Source organism: uncultured Aquincola sp., assembly GCF_964001545.1.
Lineage (GTDB): Bacteria > Pseudomonadota > Gammaproteobacteria > Burkholderiales > Burkholderiaceae_C > Aquincola.
Genome location: NZ_CAXFDV010000457.1, coordinates 1 through 15,450, shown reverse-complemented (window position 1 = coordinate 15,450; position 15,450 = coordinate 1). Strand labels below are relative to the sequence as shown.

12 protein-coding genes and 2 pseudogenes are annotated in these 15,450 nt (G+C 69.4%); 8 read left to right on the top strand and 6 right to left on the bottom strand.

Going from position 1 to position 15,450, the window contains the following annotated elements:
- From ABNT58_RS15765 to acnB, 6 genes and pseudogenes are all read left to right on the top strand, one after another.
- Positions 1-450: pseudogene (locus ABNT58_RS15765) on the top strand (CoA ester lyase); the annotation flags it as partial.
- A 9-nt stretch (positions 451-459) separates the two neighbouring features.
- Positions 460-1,044 (top strand): GNAT family N-acetyltransferase, encoded by a 585-nt coding sequence (locus tag ABNT58_RS15760; RefSeq protein ID WP_348754408.1) that lies wholly within the window; start codon positions 460-462, stop codon positions 1,042-1,044.
- 71 nt (positions 1,045-1,115) lie between these two features.
- The gene (locus tag ABNT58_RS15755) at positions 1,116-1,784 is read left to right on the top strand and encodes a hypothetical protein (protein WP_348754407.1); all 669 of its coding nucleotides are present in this window, start codon (positions 1,116-1,118) and stop codon (positions 1,782-1,784) included.
- A 120-nt stretch (positions 1,785-1,904) separates the two neighbouring features.
- On the top strand, positions 1,905-2,153 hold the full coding sequence (locus tag ABNT58_RS15750; RefSeq protein ID WP_348754406.1) for an AbrB/MazE/SpoVT family DNA-binding domain-containing protein: 249 nt from the start codon (positions 1,905-1,907) through the stop codon (positions 2,151-2,153).
- On the top strand, positions 2,150-2,554 hold the full coding sequence (locus ABNT58_RS15745; RefSeq protein WP_348754405.1) for a PIN domain-containing protein: 405 nt from the start codon (positions 2,150-2,152) through the stop codon (positions 2,552-2,554). Before ABNT58_RS15750 ends, ABNT58_RS15745 begins: the two co-directional genes overlap by 4 nt.
- A gap of 47 nt (positions 2,555-2,601) precedes the next feature.
- Positions 2,602-5,196 (top strand): bifunctional aconitate hydratase 2/2-methylisocitrate dehydratase, encoded by a 2,595-nt coding sequence (gene acnB / locus ABNT58_RS15740; RefSeq protein WP_348754404.1) that lies wholly within the window; start codon positions 2,602-2,604, stop codon positions 5,194-5,196.
- Positions 5,197-5,274: 78 nt separating this feature from the next.
- Here acnB and ABNT58_RS15735 read toward each other — a convergent pair whose 3' ends face one another.
- From ABNT58_RS15735 to ABNT58_RS15720, 4 genes are all read right to left on the bottom strand, one after another.
- Positions 5,275-6,861, bottom strand: a complete 1,587-nt coding sequence (locus ABNT58_RS15735) for a histidine-type phosphatase (protein ID WP_348754403.1) — start codon at positions 6,859-6,861, stop codon at positions 5,275-5,277.
- Positions 6,862-6,967: 106 nt separating this feature from the next.
- Positions 6,968-8,401, bottom strand: a complete 1,434-nt coding sequence (sbcB, locus tag ABNT58_RS15730) for an exodeoxyribonuclease I (protein WP_348754402.1) — start codon at positions 8,399-8,401, stop codon at positions 6,968-6,970.
- On the bottom strand, positions 8,398-9,768 hold the full coding sequence (locus ABNT58_RS15725; RefSeq protein ID WP_348754401.1) for an amidase: 1,371 nt from the start codon (positions 9,766-9,768) through the stop codon (positions 8,398-8,400). Before ABNT58_RS15725 ends, sbcB begins: the two co-directional genes overlap by 4 nt.
- A gap of 20 nt (positions 9,769-9,788) precedes the next feature.
- Positions 9,789-10,430: a DNA ligase gene (locus ABNT58_RS15720; RefSeq protein ID WP_348754400.1), complete on the bottom strand. Its 642-nt coding sequence runs from the start codon at positions 10,428-10,430 to the stop codon at positions 9,789-9,791.
- Positions 10,431-10,770: 340 nt separating this feature from the next.
- Here ABNT58_RS15720 and acnA point away from each other — a divergent pair, with 340 nt between their 5' ends.
- Positions 10,771-13,506, top strand: a complete 2,736-nt coding sequence (gene acnA / locus ABNT58_RS15715; RefSeq protein WP_348754399.1) for an aconitate hydratase AcnA — start codon at positions 10,771-10,773, stop codon at positions 13,504-13,506.
- An 88-nt stretch (positions 13,507-13,594) separates the two neighbouring features.
- The gene (locus ABNT58_RS15710; RefSeq protein ID WP_348754398.1) at positions 13,595-14,809 is read left to right on the top strand and encodes an FIST N-terminal domain-containing protein; all 1,215 of its coding nucleotides are present in this window, start codon (positions 13,595-13,597) and stop codon (positions 14,807-14,809) included.
- Between the two features lie 18 nt (positions 14,810-14,827).
- Here the strand turns inward: ABNT58_RS15710 and ABNT58_RS15705 are convergent, their stop codons facing one another.
- Together ABNT58_RS15705 and ABNT58_RS15700 are read right to left on the bottom strand one after the other, a co-directional pair.
- A complete protein-coding gene (locus ABNT58_RS15705; RefSeq protein ID WP_348754397.1) occupies positions 14,828-15,178 on the bottom strand; it encodes an ArsC family reductase in 351 nt (116 codons plus the stop codon).
- Positions 15,175-15,450: pseudogene (locus ABNT58_RS15700) on the bottom strand (hypothetical protein); the annotation flags it as partial. The pseudogene ABNT58_RS15700 and the gene ABNT58_RS15705, both read right to left, overlap by 4 nt.

The following is a 15,450-nucleotide window of genomic DNA, read 5'->3' as shown; positions in this document are numbered from 1 at the left end:
GCCATTCCGGCCGCGGGCATGAGCGTCAAGGGCCAGTTCGAGCATCCGCTGGTGGTGCGCGCCAAGCTGGAAATCGCGGCCGCCTGCCATGCCCACGGCAAGACGCCTTCGCACTGCGTGGTCACCGAGTTCAAGCATCCTTCGGCCCTGCAGGAAGCGGCCACCAAGGCCTGCCGGCAGTTCGGCTACACCCGCATGTGGAGCATCCACCCGGCGCAGATCAAGCCCATCGTCGATGCCTTCACGCCCACCACCGCCGAGGTGGACACGGCCATCGACATCATCACCGCGGCGCAGGCCGCGCAGTGGGCGCCCATCCGCCACAACGACACCCTGCACGACCGCGCCAGCTTCCGCTACTTCTGGCACGTGCTGGAACGGGCGCACCGCACCTCCTACGCCGGCGGGCCGCAGCTGCCAGCGCAGATCCGCGCGGCCTTCTTCCACTGACGGACGGCCATGGCCGCTGACCGCGTGCTGGTGCTGAGGACCTTCGACGCACCGCGGGAGCTGCGTACGCGCCGCACCCTGCTGCGCCAATGGAAGGACAGCGACCTGCCCGCCTGGTGCGCGATGAATGCCGATGCGCAGGTGCGCCGCTTCTTTCCGGCACCCCTCGGCTTCGAGCAGGCGGTGCAGGAGGCCGGCCGCATGCGCGCCGCCATCACGCAGCGCGGCTGGGGCATGTGGGCGCTGGAGCTGCCCGGCCAGCTGCCGTTTGCCGGCACCGTGGGCCTGCACGTCACCACGATCGATGCGCCCTTCGTGCCTACGGTCGAGCTGGGCTGGCGGCTGTGCCGCGAGGCCTGGGGCCGGGGCCTGGCCACCGAAGCGGCGCAGGCCGCCGCGCAGTTCGCGTTCGAGCATCTGCAGCTGGACGAACTGACCGCCTACACCGCCGAAGAGAACCTGCCCTCGCAGGCCGTGATGCAGCGCCTGGGCATGCAGCACGATGCGGCCGACGATTTCGACCACCCGCTGATCGCGGCCGGCCAGCCGCTGCGCCGCCACCGGCTCTTCCGACTGCGCCGCGCCGCAACATGAGCTCACCGGGCGGCTGCACCACCAGCGCGACAATGCCGGCCGCCGTACCGATTCCCTCCGGAGATCCCTTGATGACCTTTCGCTTTTCCCACCTGGCCGCTTCGCTGATCTGCGCGGCGCTGGTGGCGCCCGCCTTTGCCCAGCAGCCGGCCAAGCCCGCTGCCAAGCCGGCCGCCAAGGCCGCCCCTGCCAAGAAGCCCGTGGCCAAGAAGGCAGCACCGCCTCCGCCGCCGGTGGAAGCGCCGCTGCCCGACGCACCGCCCGAGCAGCTGGCCGCCGCCGAGCGCACCTACTTCGGCAGCTACGCCTGCGAGTTCGACCAGACGCTGTCGATCGCGATGAACCCCAAGGCGCCCGGCTACGTGGACGTCGACTTCAAGAAGCAGGTCTACGTGATGAAGCCGGTGCTCTCCAGCACCGGCGCGCTGCGCCTGGAAGACGTCAAGGGCCGCGCGCTGATGATCCAGATCGCCAACAAGTCCATGCTGATGGACGTCAAGGCGGGCCAGCGACTGGTCGATGACTGCATGCACGAGCGCCAGCGCACCGCGCGCCTGGAGATGCAGGCCAACCCGCCGACCTCGTCGCTGGGCATCGACCCGGCCAAGGCCGCCGCCGTGGCCGCGCAGTCGGCCGCCAGCGCCGCCCAGGCTGCCGCCGTCGCTGCTTCGGCTGCCGACCAGGCCGCCCGCGCTGCCAGCGTGGCCGCCACCGCCGCCTCGGCCGCCGCGCCGCGCTGAACGGCGCTCGGCCGGCGTGTTCAGCACGCCGGCTGTCGCACAAACATCGTCCGCGCGCTTCCGTCGGAATGGTTCGGTACGTACAATGCATACATACCGAATCTTTCCAACCCACCCGCCATGGAAGCCACCGTCGCCGAACGCGGACAGATCACCCTCCCCAAGGCCGTGCGCGATGCACTGGGCCTGGTCAAGGGCAGCGTGCTCAAGGTCGAGCTCGACGGTGGCCGCATCGTCCTGCGCAAGGACGTGAGCGAGGCGCTGCGCAAGGTGCGCGGCAAGTTCAAGCTGGTGGACGGCCTGTCGAGCACCGACGAGGCGCTGCGCGCCATCCGCGGGCGCGCGCCCAGCGACCCGGTCGATCAATGATCGCGATCGACTCTTCCGTCCTCATCGATGTGCTGATCGGCGACGAACGCTACGCCGATGCCTCCGAGGCCTGCGTGGCCGAGGCCCTGGCCGCCGACGACGTGGTGGTGTCCGATGCCGTGGTGGCCGAAGTGCAGGCCATGCTCGACACCTCGGTCAGCCTGATGGACACGCTGGCCACGCTGGGCATTCGCCACCTGCCGGGCAGCGAACAGGCCGCCATGCGCGCCGGCCACATGAACCGGCGCTTCCGCGCCCGAGGCGGCAAGCGCGAACGCGTGGTTGCCGACTTTCTCATCGGGGCCCATGCCTTGCTTCAGTGCAACGGCCTGATCACCCGCGACGACGGCTTTTTCCGCGAGTATTTCAAGGGTCTCAAGCTCATCGTGCCCAAGGCCTGAGCCCTGCAGTGAACCCCATCCGCACGAGCCCCATGGAGCCAGACCACATGCTGCAAGCCTATCGCCAACATGCCGCCGAACGCGCCGCGCTCGGCATTCCGCCGCTGCCGCTCGACGCCAAGCAGGTGGCCGAGCTGATCGAGCTGATCAAGAACCCGCCGGCCGGCGAAGACGCCTTCCTGCTGGACCTGCTGACGCACCGCGTGCCCCCGGGCGTGGACGACGCCGCCAAGGTCAAGGCCAGCTTCCTGGCCGCCGTGGCGCATGGCGACATCAGCGTGCCGCTGGTCTCCAAGGCCAAGGCCACCGAGCTGCTGGGCACCATGGTGGGCGGCTACAACGTGCATCCGCTGATCGAGCTGCTGGACGCCGAACCCGAGGTGGCCGCCGTGGCCGCCGAAGGTCTGAAGAAGACGCTGCTGATGTTCGACTTCTTCAACGACGTGGCCGACAAGGCCAAGGCCGGCAACGCCAAGGCCAAGGAAGTGATGCAGAGCTGGGCCGACGCCGAGTGGTTCACCAGCCGCCCCGAGGTCGAGAAGAAGATCACCGTCACCGTGTTCAAGGTGCCCGGTGAAACCAACACCGACGACCTGTCGCCCGCGCCCGACGCCTGGAGCCGCCCGGACATTCCGCTGCACTACCTGGCGATGCTGAAGAACACCCGCCCCGACGCGGCCTTCAAGCCCGAGGAAGACGGCAAGCGCGGCCCGATGCAGTTCATCGAGGACCTGAAGAAGAAGGGCAACCTCGTGGCCTACGTGGGCGACGTGGTGGGCACCGGCTCCAGCCGCAAGAGCGCCACCAACAGCGTGATCTGGGCCACCGGCCAGGACATCCCCTTCGTGCCGAACAAGCGCTTCGGCGGCGTCACGCTGGGTGGCAAGATCGCCCCGATCTTCTTCAACACGCAGGAAGACTCCGGCTCGCTGCCCATTGAGGTGGACGTGAGCAAGCTGGAGATGGGCGACGTCATCGACGTGCTGCCCTACGACGGCAAGCTGGTCAAGAACGGCGAGACCGTGGCCGAGTTCAAGCTCAAGAGCGACGTGCTGTTCGACGAGGTGCGTGCTGGCGGCCGCATCAACCTGATCATCGGCCGCTCGCTGACCGGCAAGGCGCGTGAGTTCCTGGGCCTGCCGGCTTCCACGCTGTTCCGCCTGCCCCAGTCCCCGGCCGAAACCAAGGCCGGCTTCACGCTGGCGCAGAAGATGGTGGGCCGCGCCGTCGGCCTGCCGGAAGGCCAGGGCGTGCGCCCCGGCACCTACTGCGAGCCGAAGATGACCACCGTGGGCAGCCAGGACACCACCGGCCCGATGACCCGCGACGAGCTGAAGGACCTGGCCTGCCTGGGCTTCTCGGCCGACCTGGTGATGCAGAGCTTCTGCCACACCGCCGCCTATCCCAAGCCGGTGGACGTGAAGACCCACCGCGAGCTGCCTGCCTTCATCAGCAACCGCGGCGGCGTGGCCCTGCGCCCGGGCGACGGCGTGATCCACAGCTGGCTGAACCGCCTGCTGCTGCCCGACACCGTGGGCACCGGCGGCGACTCGCACACCCGCTTCCCGATCGGCATCAGCTTCCCGGCCGGCTCGGGCCTGGTGGCCTTCGGCGCGGCCACCGGCGTGATGCCGCTGGACATGCCCGAATCGGTGCTGGTGCGCTTCAAGGGCGAGATGCAGCCCGGCGTCACGCTGCGTGACCTGGTACATGCGATTCCGCTGTACGCCATCAAGGCCGGTCTGCTGACCGTGGCCAAGGCCGGCAAGAAGAACATCTTCTCGGGTCGCATCCTGGAAATCGAAGGTCTGCCCGACCTGAAGGTGGAACAGGCCTTCGAGCTGAGCGACGCCTCGGCCGAGCGCTCGGCCGCCGGCTGCACCATCAAGCTCAACCCCGAGCCGATCAAGGAGTACCTCACCAGCAACGTGGTGCTGATGAAGAACATGATCGCCGACGGCTACGCCGACGCCAAGACGCTGCAGCGCCGCATCGAGAAGGTGGAAGCCTGGCTGGCCAAGCCCGAGCTGCTGGAAGCCGACAAGGACGCCGAGTACGCCGCCGTGATCGAGATCGATCTGGCCGACATCCAGGAGCCCATCGTCTGCTGCCCCAACGACCCGGACGACGCGAAGTTCCTGTCCGAAGTGGCCGGCACCAAGATCGACGAAGCCTTCATCGGCTCGTGCATGACCAACATCGGCCACTTCCGTGCCGCGGCCAAGCTGCTGGGCGGCCAGCGCGACATCCCGGTCAAGCTGTGGGTGGCACCGCCCACCAAGATGGACCAGAGCGAGCTGATCAAGGAAGGCCACTACGCCGCCTTCGGCACCGCCGGTGCGCGCACCGAGATGCCGGGCTGCAGCCTGTGCATGGGCAACCAGGCGCAGGTGCGTGAAGGCGCAACCGTGATCTCCACCTCCACCCGCAACTTCCCCAACCGCCTGGGCAAGAACACCAACGTGTTCCTGGGCTCGGCCGAGCTGGCCGCCATCGCCTCGCGCCTGGGCCGCCTGCCGACCAAGGAGGAGTACCTGAAGGAGATGGGCGTGATCGACGCCGACAAGGCCAGCGTCTACCGCTACATGAACTTCGACCAGATCGAGGAGTACGCCGACGCTGCCAAGGGCGTGACCGCCTGATCCAGGCACGCCCCCGGCAAAAGGCCCGCATCGTGCGGGCCTTTTTTCATGGTGCGGGGGACTGGCGCCGCCGCATCCTCAGCTGGCGTTGTGGCCGTAGCACGCCTTGAGCTTGCCGTAGTCGTAGTAATGGCTGCCGGCGGCGTAGCGGGCGCCGTCGCAATCGGCCTTGAAGTCGGTTTCCTTCTCGTTGTAGAGCATCTTCACCAGCAGGGTGCCCTTGGCGTCACGCACCACGTCCCATTGCATGTTGGCCGCCATCGGCGACACGTATTCGCCCCGCCAGGGGTTGTTGTCGTAGCTGTACATCGTGGCCAGGGGCTGCTGCTGCAGCACGTTCTTCAGGCCCATGCGCGAGGCAAACGGCACCACGATCTCGGCGTGCGCGAAGCGCAGCTTGGCCACGTGGCCGAGGTCGCCGCGGGCGATGGCGTCCACCTCATTGAAGAAGTCGTCCTCCAGGATCTGCGCCATGCGCCAGGTGACGTCACCCTTTTCCTGGATGCTCGGGCCCATCTTGTAGAAGTCGGACGCATCCTGCATGTAGGCGAAGTAGCGGGCCTGCTCCTGCGGCATGTACACGGTGAAGTCGACCGCGGCTTCGGCCTTCATCGCCGGGGCGATGGCGTACAGCTCATAGATCAAGGAGCCGCCGCTGGACAGATCGGTGATGCCCGTCTTGCCGTCACCGGTGAGGGTGCTGGTGAACTTGCCGTCGTCACTGGCGAAGGTCATGCTGCCGGTGTTGTAGAAGCTGTAGGTGCCGGCCGCGATCTTGTCGACGAAGGCTTTGGTGAACAGCCTCTCCAGCACCACCCGGCCCGCCGCCTGCGCTGCGGCATCGGCCTGGATGGCCGCCTGCTTGGCAGCCAGGTCAGGATCGCTCAGCCACTTCTGGAAGGCCTGGCTGTCCTGGTAGGTGGTGTACAGCGGATTGGCCGTGTTCGTGACCGCGTCGGTCTTGGCCACCAGCTTGTGGAAATACAGCAGGAAGCGGTTGGTGCCGGCGGGCTGGGCGACGGCGGAGCCGCCTTCCGGGTACGGCGAGGGCGCAGGCGGATAGGTCACCAGCGGGGCCAGCGCCGACTGGCTGGCCAGCATCGATCTGACGAAGAAGGCGCCACTGTCCACCGCCCGGTCCACGCCCGAGGTCACCACCACGATCTGGCGCGGCGCCGTGCTGGCCGCGCTGGCCGCAGCCTGGAACAGCGCAGACTGCCGGCTCAGCAGGCGCTGCGCCAGTTGCGTGTGTTCGGTGATGCCCAGCTGCGTTTCATTGCCGTAGCCGGGCGTGCTGATGCCGCTGACGCCGTAGCCCAGCAGGAAGTTGGCCTTCATGATCTTCAGCACGTCGGGGCCCAGCTGCGCCCCCAGCGGGGTCAGTGCGCCATCGTCCTGGGCCTTCTTCCACATGTTGTAGACGGCCAGGTCGTACTTGAGGCTGGACAGCCCGCGCGAGCCGTGGCGCGCGAGCAGCTCGGTGTACACCGCGGCAAAGCCGCTGGGCGGCGCCTCGTACGTGGCCGCGTCCTGCTGCGGCGCGTAGGGCGTTTTGGTCTGGTAGAAGGCCTGCGGTGTGCCGGCATCGTCGGAATCCGCGCAAGCGCAGACCCCACACAACCCCCCCGCCAGCACGGCCGCCGTCGCCACCCTGGAACTGTTCATCGCATAAGTCAGCATGGACTGATCACCTTTATCAATCACTGCGACATTACGCAGCTGCGGTGACAGTGCCGTGACGACCCGCCGCTGGCCGGCGCAAGCTGGACGACTACAACTCCGGCGCGATCTGCTCCGCGTAGTCGTACAGCGCGCCCAGGATGTCCTGGCCGCGCTCGTCGGCGGTTTCGCCCAGGGTGTCGATCTGCTCGAAGAAGGCAGTGAGCGACAGCGCACCGCCCGCGCCGTGGTGCAGGCGGGCCACGCAGTGCTGCTGCCAGCGGGCCTGCTCGGCCTCGTCCAGCGTGTGCGGGAAGTTGCGGGCGCGGAAGCGGAAGAACAGCTCTTCCAGCCGCTCGTCGGCAAAGGCCGGGCGCTTGCCCGCCATCGCGTCGGGCGACAGGCCGCGCAGCCGCTGCAGCGTGCGCCGGTCTTCGTTGCCGATGAAGCCGCCGTACAGGTCTTCGTCGACGTCGGGCGCCTCGGCCGGCGGCGCACGCTCGAACACCTCGGCCCACACGCCGGCCAATGCGCCCACGCCGCCTGCGGCCACCTCGGCATGGCGGAGGGCCTGGTCCAGGTCCAGGTTCCAGCGCTGGAGCACCGCGGGGGTCAGCGTCTTCAGGTTGCCCACCACCACGGGGCTCTTGTTCAGGTGGATGGTCTTGACCGGCAGCCGCGTCACGCCTTCGGGCAGGTCTTCGCTGCGGGTGAACATGCGCTCGCGGATGGTGGCGGCATTGAGCTGGAACAGCTCGCCCGGGTGCTGCGCCAGGTCCCAGACGATCAGCTCGTTCTTGTTCTTGGGGTGCGGCGCCAGCGGCCACACCAGCGCCATGCAGCCGCGCTCGGGGCCGTACATGCCGCTCAGGTGCAGCAAAGGCCGGCCCTGGCGCTGGGCGCTTTCGATCTCGGCGATCACCGCATCCTTGCGGCGCAGCTTGAGGCAGAAGTCCCACAGCCGCGGCTGGCGCTGGCGCAGCAGCCGCGCCAGCGCCACGGTGGCCCGCACGTCGGACAGCGCATCGTGCGCGGCCTCGTGCGCCAAGCCGTTGGCGGCGGTCAGGTGCTCCAGCTTGAAGGAGGCTCGGCCGTCGGGGTGCGTGGGCCATTCGATGCCTTCGGGCCGCAGCGCCCAGCAGGCGCGCACCACGTCCAGCAGGTCCCAGCGGCCGCAGCCGTTCTGCCATTCACGGCCGTAGGGGTCGATCAGGTTGCGCCAGAACAGGTGGCGCGTCACCTCGTCGTCGAAGCGGATGGAGTTGTAGCCCACGCCGATGGTGTCTGGCCGCGCCAGCTGCTGCTCGATGGCGTCGGCGAACGCATGCTCGGGCAGGCCACGCTCCAGGCAGGTCTGCGGCAGGATGCCGGTGAGCAGGCAGCTCTCGGGGCTGGGCAGGTAGTCGGGCGCCGGCGCGCAGTACAGCATCACCGGGTCGTCGATCTCGTTGAGCTCGTCGTCGGTGCGCACACCGGCGAACTGCGAAGGCCGATCGCGCCGCGGCGAAATGCCGAAGGTTTCGTAGTCGTGCCAGAAGAAGCTCATCGTGCGCCCTCCCCGGCTTGCAGCACCGCTTCCACCGCCAGCGCCACCGCGGCCAGGCGCGCATCGTCGCCGTGCACCGACGCCAGCATCAGCCCCACCGGCAGCTCATCGGGCGCCTGGCAAGGCAGGCTGAAGGCACAGCCATCGAGATAGTTGATGGCGAAGGTATTGCGCAGCAGCAGGCCGTTGGCCTTGAAGAAGGCCTCGTCAGACGCTTGCAGCTCGGCGATGGGCGGCGCCACCATCGGCACCGTGGGGCACAGCAGCGCATCGAAGCCCTGGAACTGAGCCTCCACCCGCGCGATCCAGCCGCGGCGCCGGTCGTGCAGGCCGATGTAGTCGGCCGCGCTCACTGCCTCGCCCAGCGCGATGCGGGCGGCCACGCGCGGGTCGAACTCGGCGCGGCGCTGGGCCAGGCGCTGGCGGTGCACCGCAAAGGCCTCCACCGACGAGAAGCCGCCCGGCGCATTCAGCGTGCTGATCTCGGCCAGCTCGGTCAGCGGCAGCGGCACGATCTGCGCGCCCGCGGCCGACAGGCGGCTGAGGCTGCGCTCGAGGGCGCGGGCCACGGTGGCGTCCAGCTGGTCCAGCACCAAGGTTTGCGGCAGCGCCAGGCGCAGGCCCGCCGCGGGCCGGCGGCGCACGGCCAAGGGGGTGTCGGCGATGGCGGCATCCACCGTCAGGCAGTCGTCCACGCAGCGGGCCATCGCGCACACCGTGTCCAGCGTGCGCGAGAGTTCAAACGCACCGATGCGCGGCACCCGCGCCTGCGTGTTCTTGAAGCCGACCAGGCCGTTGAGCGCCGCCGGAATGCGGATGCTGCCGCCGGTGTCCGAGCCCAGGCCCGCCACCGACAGCCCCAGCGCCACCGACACCGCCGCGCCCGATGACGAGCCGCCCGGGATGCGCGGCACGCTGGCATCGGCCGCATTGGCCGGCGTGCCGTGGTGGGGGTTGATGCCCACGCCCGAGAACGCGAACTCGGTCATGTTGGTCTTGCCCACCAGCGCCGCGCCTTGGGTGCGCAGCCGCGCCACCACCGGCGCATCGGCCGCGGCCGGCGCGTCGTCGCGGCAGGCGATGGAGCCGGCCAGCGTGGGTTCGCCCGCCACGTCGTAAAGATCCTTGATGCTGACCGGCAGGCCCGCCAGCGGCGGCAGCTGCACACCGGCCTTCAGCGCCGCATCGGCATGGCGGGCGGCGGCCAGCGCGGCATCGGCATACAGGCGGGTGAACACATGTCGCGCGGCGGGGGCGGCGGCGCCTTCCAGCGCCTGGGCCACCAAGGCTTCATGGGTCAACGTGCCGCGGGCGATCTGTGCGCGCAGCGTGGCGATGCGCGGCAGCGCAGCTTGTTCGGTCGTCATGGCGGGCAGTTTGCCGCACATCACGCCCCCTCATGCAGCCGCAGGAAGCTGGCAAAGCGCGGCACCCCCTGGGCGGTGAGGCCGCGGTAGCGGAAGGTGACCCAGCTGCCCGGCGGCGGCGGCGCCTCGCGCTGCGCATCGGTGAAGCCGGTGCCGATGTCAAACACCACGCCTGCTTCGGTGCGCACCCGCAGCGCACCCAGCCGGCCGGCATGGCGGCCACGGCCGGGCAGGTGGCCGATGACCTCGGCCTCGGCGTCCTGCTGGGGCTTGAGCTTGAGCAGCACGTCGCCGCGGCCAGTGGCGTAAGGCGCATCGGCCCGGTGCAGCGCCAGGCCTTCGCCGCCGGTGGACACCACCTGCTGCAGCCGATGCATCAGCGCCACGCGGTCGGCCACCGGGCTGTGCGCCACGGCCACCAGCTGCGGATGGCCGGCGGCGGCCACCAGGCGCGCGATGGCCTGCGCCCGCTCGCTGAACGGGCCTGGCGCGCCGGGCAGCTCGAACACCATGTAGCGCAGCGCCTGCCACTCGGCCGCATCGGGCCGCTCGCGCCGCACCGCGGCCGAGGCGGCGTCGAAGCGGCCGCGCCCCATCCACAGCTCGCCATCCAGCGGCGTGGCGGGCAGGTGGGCCAGAAAGTCGGCCGGCGCCGCCGCCACGCAGGCGCAGGACTTGCCCGTCCCACTGGGCGCGCACGCCGTCGTACTTTTCGCTCACCAGGTAGCCCGCGGGGTCGTCGTCGGGCCCGAACTCGCGGGCCAGCAGCCAGCCACGTGATGCCGACGCCCGCGCGATGCGCGGCAGCGGGATGAAGGAAACGAGCGTGGCCGCCACCAAGCGGCGACGGGTCCTGCTTGGAACATGCGGCATGGCGTGAGCCCTCCTGCCCTGGCTTTCGGCCGCCAAGGGCCGCAGCGCAAGAGAACTATTGCGCGCCAGCACAACCTTTGACCTGCTCAGTCGGCACAATCGATCGGTCATCCAACGCGGAGTCAGTACATGCCGAAAGCCCACGCCTTCTCCAAGACGGTCAAGACCTTCACCACCGCCTCTGGCAAGACGGGCCAGTTCTTTTCGCTGCCGCACCTGGCCAGGACCCACCCCAACGTCAACCGGCTGCCGGTGTCGATGCGCATCGTGCTGGAGTCGGTGCTGCGCAACTGCGACGGCCAGAAGGTGACGCCCGAGCACGTGCAGCAGTTGGCCAACTGGCAGCCGGTGGCCGAGCGCACCGACGAGATCCCCTTCGTGGTGGCGCGCGTGGTGCTGCAGGACTTCACCGGCGTGCCGCTGCTGGCCGACCTGGCCGCGATGCGCTCGGTGGCCGCCAGCCTGGGCAAGAATCCCAAGGCCATCGAGCCGCTGGTGCCGGTGGACCTGGTGGTCGACCACTCCATCATGGTGGACTACTACGGCACCAAGAAGGCGCTGGACCTGAACATGAAGCTGGAGTTCCAGCGCAACCAGGAGCGCTACCAGTTCATGAAGTGGGGCATGCAGGCCTTCGACACCTTTGGTGTCGTGCCCCCGGGCTTCGGCATCGTGCACCAGGTGAACCTGGAATACCTGGCGCGCGGCGTGCACAAGACGCGTGAGGGTGTGTATTACCCCGACAGCCTCGTGGGCACCGACAGCCACACCACGATGATCAACGGCATCGGCGTGGTGGGCTGGGGCGTGGGCGGCATCGAGGCCGAGGCCGGCATGCTGGGCCAGCCGGTGTACTTCCTGACGCCCGACGTGGTGGGCTTCGAGATGACCGGATCGCTGCGCGAAGGCGTGACCGCCACCGACCTGGTGCTGACGGTGACCGAGCTGCTGCGCAAGGAAAAGGTGGTGGGCAAGTTCGTCGAGTTCTTCGGCCCCGGCGTGGCCACGCTGCCGCTGCCCGACCGCGCCACCATCGGCAACATGGCGCCCGAGTACGGCGCCACGATGGGCTTTTTCCCGGTGGACGACAAGACCATCGACTACTTCCGCGGCACCGGCCGCACCAAGGCCGAGATCGAGGCCTTCGAGGCCTACTTCCGCGCCCAGGGCATGTATGGCGTGCCGGGCGCGGCCGGCGCCTCCAAGGAGCTGGCCGACATCCAGTACAGCAAGGTGGTAACGCTGGACCTGGGCACGGTGGCGCCCAGCCTGGCCGGCCCCAAGCGGCCGCAGGACCGCATCGAGATCACCCACCTGGCCGAGCAGTTCAAGACGCTGTACAGCCAGCCGGTGTCAGCCAACGGCTTCAACCAGCCGGCCGAGAAGCTGGACCAGGTGTTCAAGACCGAAAGCGGCCTGGAAGTGCGCAACGGCGACGTGCTGATCGCGGCCATCACCTCCTGCACCAACACCAGCAACCCCAGCGTGCTGCTGGCCGCCGGCCTGCTGGCCAAGAAGGCGGTGGAAGCGGGGCTGAAGGTCAAGCCGCACATCAAGACCTCGCTGGCCCCCGGCTCGCGCGTGGTCACCGAGTACCTGGAGCGGGCCGGCCTGCTGCCCTACCTGGAAAAGCTCAACTTCAACCTGGCGGGCTACGGCTGCACCACCTGCATCGGCAATGCCGGCGACCTGACGGCCGAGCTGAACGAGGTGATCTGGCGCAACGACCTGGTGTGCGCGGCCGTGCTCTCGGGCAACCGCAACTTCGAGGCGCGCATCCACCCCAACCTGAAGGCCAACTTCCTGGCCAGCCCGCCGCTGGTGGTGGCCTACGCGATTGCCGGCAACGTGCGCCGCGACCTGATGACCGAGCCGGTGGGCTACGGCAAGAAGGGCCAGCCGGTGTACCTGGGCGACATCTGGCCCAGCAGCGACGAGATCGCCGCGCTGATGAAGTACGCGATGAACGCCAAGGTGTTCAAGGCCAACTACGAGAAGGTGAAGACCGAGCCCGGCCAGCTGTGGGGCAAGATCAAGGGCACCACCGGCCAGGTGTACGACTGGCCCGCCTCCACCTACATCGCCGAGCCGCCGTTCTTCCAGGGCTTCCAGATGCAGCCGCCGGCCGAGGGTGAAGTGGGCGTCCAGGGCGCGCGCATCATGGCGCTGTTCGGCGACTCGATCACCACCGACCACATCTCGCCGGCCGGCTCGATCAAGGAGACCTCGCCTGCCGGCCAGTGGCTGAAGGAGAACGGCGTGCTCAAGGCCGACTTCAACAGCTACGGCTCACGCCGCGGCAACCACGACGTGATGATGCGCGGCACCTTTGCCAATGTGCGCATCAAGAACCTGATGATTCCGCCCGGCGAAGACGGCTCGCGCGAAGAAGGCGGCGTGACGCTGTACCAGCCCGGCGGCGAGAAGATGTTCATCTACGACGCCGCGATGAAGTACATCGCCGCGGGCGTGCCCACCGTGATCTTCGCGGGCGAAGAATATGGCACCGGCTCCAGCCGCGACTGGGCGGCCAAGGGCACGCAGCTGCTGGGCATCAAGGCCGTGGTGGCGCGCAGCTTCGAGCGCATCCACCGCAGCAACCTGGTGGGCATGGGCGTGCTGCCGCTGCAGTTCAAGGCCGGTGATTCCTGGGAATCGCTGGGCCTGAAGGGCGACGAGCAGATCGACGTGCGGATTGCCGGCGCGCTGCGGCCGCAGGCCGACGCCACGCTGGTGATCACCCGCGCCGACGGCAGCACGCAGGAGGTGACGGTGGTGCTGCGCATCGACACGCCAATCGAGGTGGACTACTACCAGCACGGCGGCATCCTGCCCTTCGTGCTGCGCCAACTGCTGGCTGCATGAATTGATAGTAATGATTTGATCTGCCATTTCCGCCGATTCATCGGCGGTGGCAGATCCATGATGGCGGCACCTTGGGAAAGGGCCCGCCATGCAGATCAGCCTGTCCATCTACCGCCGCAACACCGGCTGGTTTCCACCGCTGCCGGCGGCGCTCGACAGCCCCCAGACGCTGGTGCTGGTGTTCGGCGACAGTGCCTTCGTCGATGAGCCGGCGCCCTTCCTGGAGCTGGCCGATCGCTTCGCGCAGGCGGTGCATGCGGGCTGCTCGTCCGGGCCGGTGCCCGGCGCCTGCGGCTGGCGCACCGGCGCGCTCACCGCGGCCATCATCCGTTTCGAGGACACGCACCTGCACGGCGCCGCGGTGGAGGTGCGCCAGCGCCGCGACAGCGGTCTGATGGGTGCCGCGCTGGCGGCCCAGCTGCCGGCCGTGCCCATGTGGCGCCAGGGCCGCCAGGCCGCCACCGCTGCGCTGGACCGTCAAGGGCCGCTGCGGCTGGCGCTGCTGCTGTCCGATGGCCAGGGGGTGGACGGCGAAGCCCTGCTGCGTGGCCTGCGCGGCGGCTTGCCGCTGGCGGCACGCATCACCGGTGGCCTGGCTGGCGACCGCGGCGCCACCGGGCCGGCCTGGGTGTACGGCTGCGACGGCCGACTGCCGGCGCCCGGCCGCGCCTGCGTGGTGGGCCTGTACGGCCCGCGCCTGCATGTGGGCCAGGGCCATGCGGCCGGTTGGCAGCCGATGGGCATGGCGCACCTCATCACCCGCGCGCACGGGTCGGTGGTGTATGAGCTGGACGGCCGGCCCGCACTGGACGTTTACCGCAGCCACCTGGGCCCGGCGGCAGGCCGACTGCCCGCAGCGGCGCTGCTGCACCCGCTGGCCCTGACCGTGGCGGACGGCCACGCGCCCACCATCCGCAGCGTGCTCACCGTGGACGAACACCGCGGCGCGCTGCTGCTGGCCACCAGCCTGGCCGAAGGCAGCCGGGTGCAGGTGATGCAGCGGCAAGCGGCCGACTTGGTGGCCAGCACCCGCGAGGCGGCCGAACGGGCGGTGCAAGCCCTGCCCCCGGGCGCACGCCATCTGCTGCTGTCGGTCGGCTGCCTGGACCAGCTGGCCATGCCAAGCGCCGAGGGCGCCATGGCCGACGCCCCGCCCGCGATGCCCTGGCCGCTGAGCCTGAGCCGCGACGCGCTACCGGCGGTGGGCTTTCATTCGCTGGGTGAACTGGCGGCCGGCGCGGCACCCGGCGAGGTGCAGCTGCACCACCAGACGCAGGCCTTCACCGCGCTGGCAGAAGCCTGATAGGGGCCTGACAGGGGTTCAGACCCGGCCGCCCCAGTCGGCTGCGTCGAAGCCCACCGTCACTGCACCATCGGCCCACTCCACCACCGGGCGCTTGATCACGCTGGGCTGGGCCTGCATCAGCGCGGCGGCGCCGGCTTCGTCGGCCGCGGCGGCCTGGGTGGCTTCGTCCAGCTTGCGCCAGGTGGTGCCCTTGCGGTTGAGCAGCGTCTGCCAGCCGGCGGCGGCCAGCCAGCGCTGCAAGCCGGCCTGAGGCACGCCCGCCTTCTTGAAGTCGTGGAACTGGTAGGCCACGCCCCGGCCATCGAGCCAGGCGCGCGCCTTCTTCACCGTGTCGCAGTTGGGAATGCCGTAGAGCGTGATCGTCATGAGGGTTTGCTGTCGTTGCCCGTGTCGCACATCGGGTCGGTGTTGGGCCCGGCGTCGCGCACCTGCGCGTCCGGTCCGCTGCCGGTGACGGAGACCTGCCACCAGAAGCAACCCCAGGCATCGTAGCGGTACGACCACACCTCGCCGCCCTGGCGCCCGCCCGAGCGCTTTTCGGCCGGGCGGCCGAACTCGCGCAGCAACTGGTCCACCGGCATGCCGGGCTGGATGCCCTGCTGCAGGCGCGCTTCGGTCAGCACCTGCTGCCAGCCGCG

Bases quoted from the DNA above. Each gene is read 5' to 3' on its own strand.
- ABNT58_RS15760 (WP_348754408.1), top strand. From the start codon at position 460: ATGGCCGCTGACCGCGTGCTGGTGCTGAGGACCTTCGACGCACCGCGG.
- ABNT58_RS15755 (WP_348754407.1), top strand. From the start codon at position 1,116: ATGACCTTTCGCTTTTCCCACCTGGCCGCTTCGCTGATCTGCGCGGCG.
- ABNT58_RS15750 (WP_348754406.1), top strand. From the start codon at position 1,905: ATGGAAGCCACCGTCGCCGAACGCGGACAGATCACCCTCCCCAAGGCC.
- ABNT58_RS15745 (WP_348754405.1), top strand. From the start codon at position 2,150: ATGATCGCGATCGACTCTTCCGTCCTCATCGATGTGCTGATCGGCGAC.
- acnB (WP_348754404.1), top strand. From the start codon at position 2,602: ATGCTGCAAGCCTATCGCCAACATGCCGCCGAACGCGCCGCGCTCGGC.
- ABNT58_RS15735 (WP_348754403.1), bottom strand. From the start codon at position 6,861: ATGAACAGTTCCAGGGTGGCGACGGCGGCCGTGCTGGCGGGGGGGTTG.
- sbcB (WP_348754402.1), bottom strand. From the start codon at position 8,401: ATGAGCTTCTTCTGGCACGACTACGAAACCTTCGGCATTTCGCCGCGG.
- ABNT58_RS15725 (WP_348754401.1), bottom strand. From the start codon at position 9,768: ATGACGACCGAACAAGCTGCGCTGCCGCGCATCGCCACGCTGCGCGCA.
- acnA (WP_348754399.1), top strand. From the start codon at position 10,771: ATGCCGAAAGCCCACGCCTTCTCCAAGACGGTCAAGACCTTCACCACC.
- ABNT58_RS15710 (WP_348754398.1), top strand. From the start codon at position 13,595: ATGCAGATCAGCCTGTCCATCTACCGCCGCAACACCGGCTGGTTTCCA.
- ABNT58_RS15705 (WP_348754397.1), bottom strand. From the start codon at position 15,178: ATGACGATCACGCTCTACGGCATTCCCAACTGCGACACGGTGAAGAAG.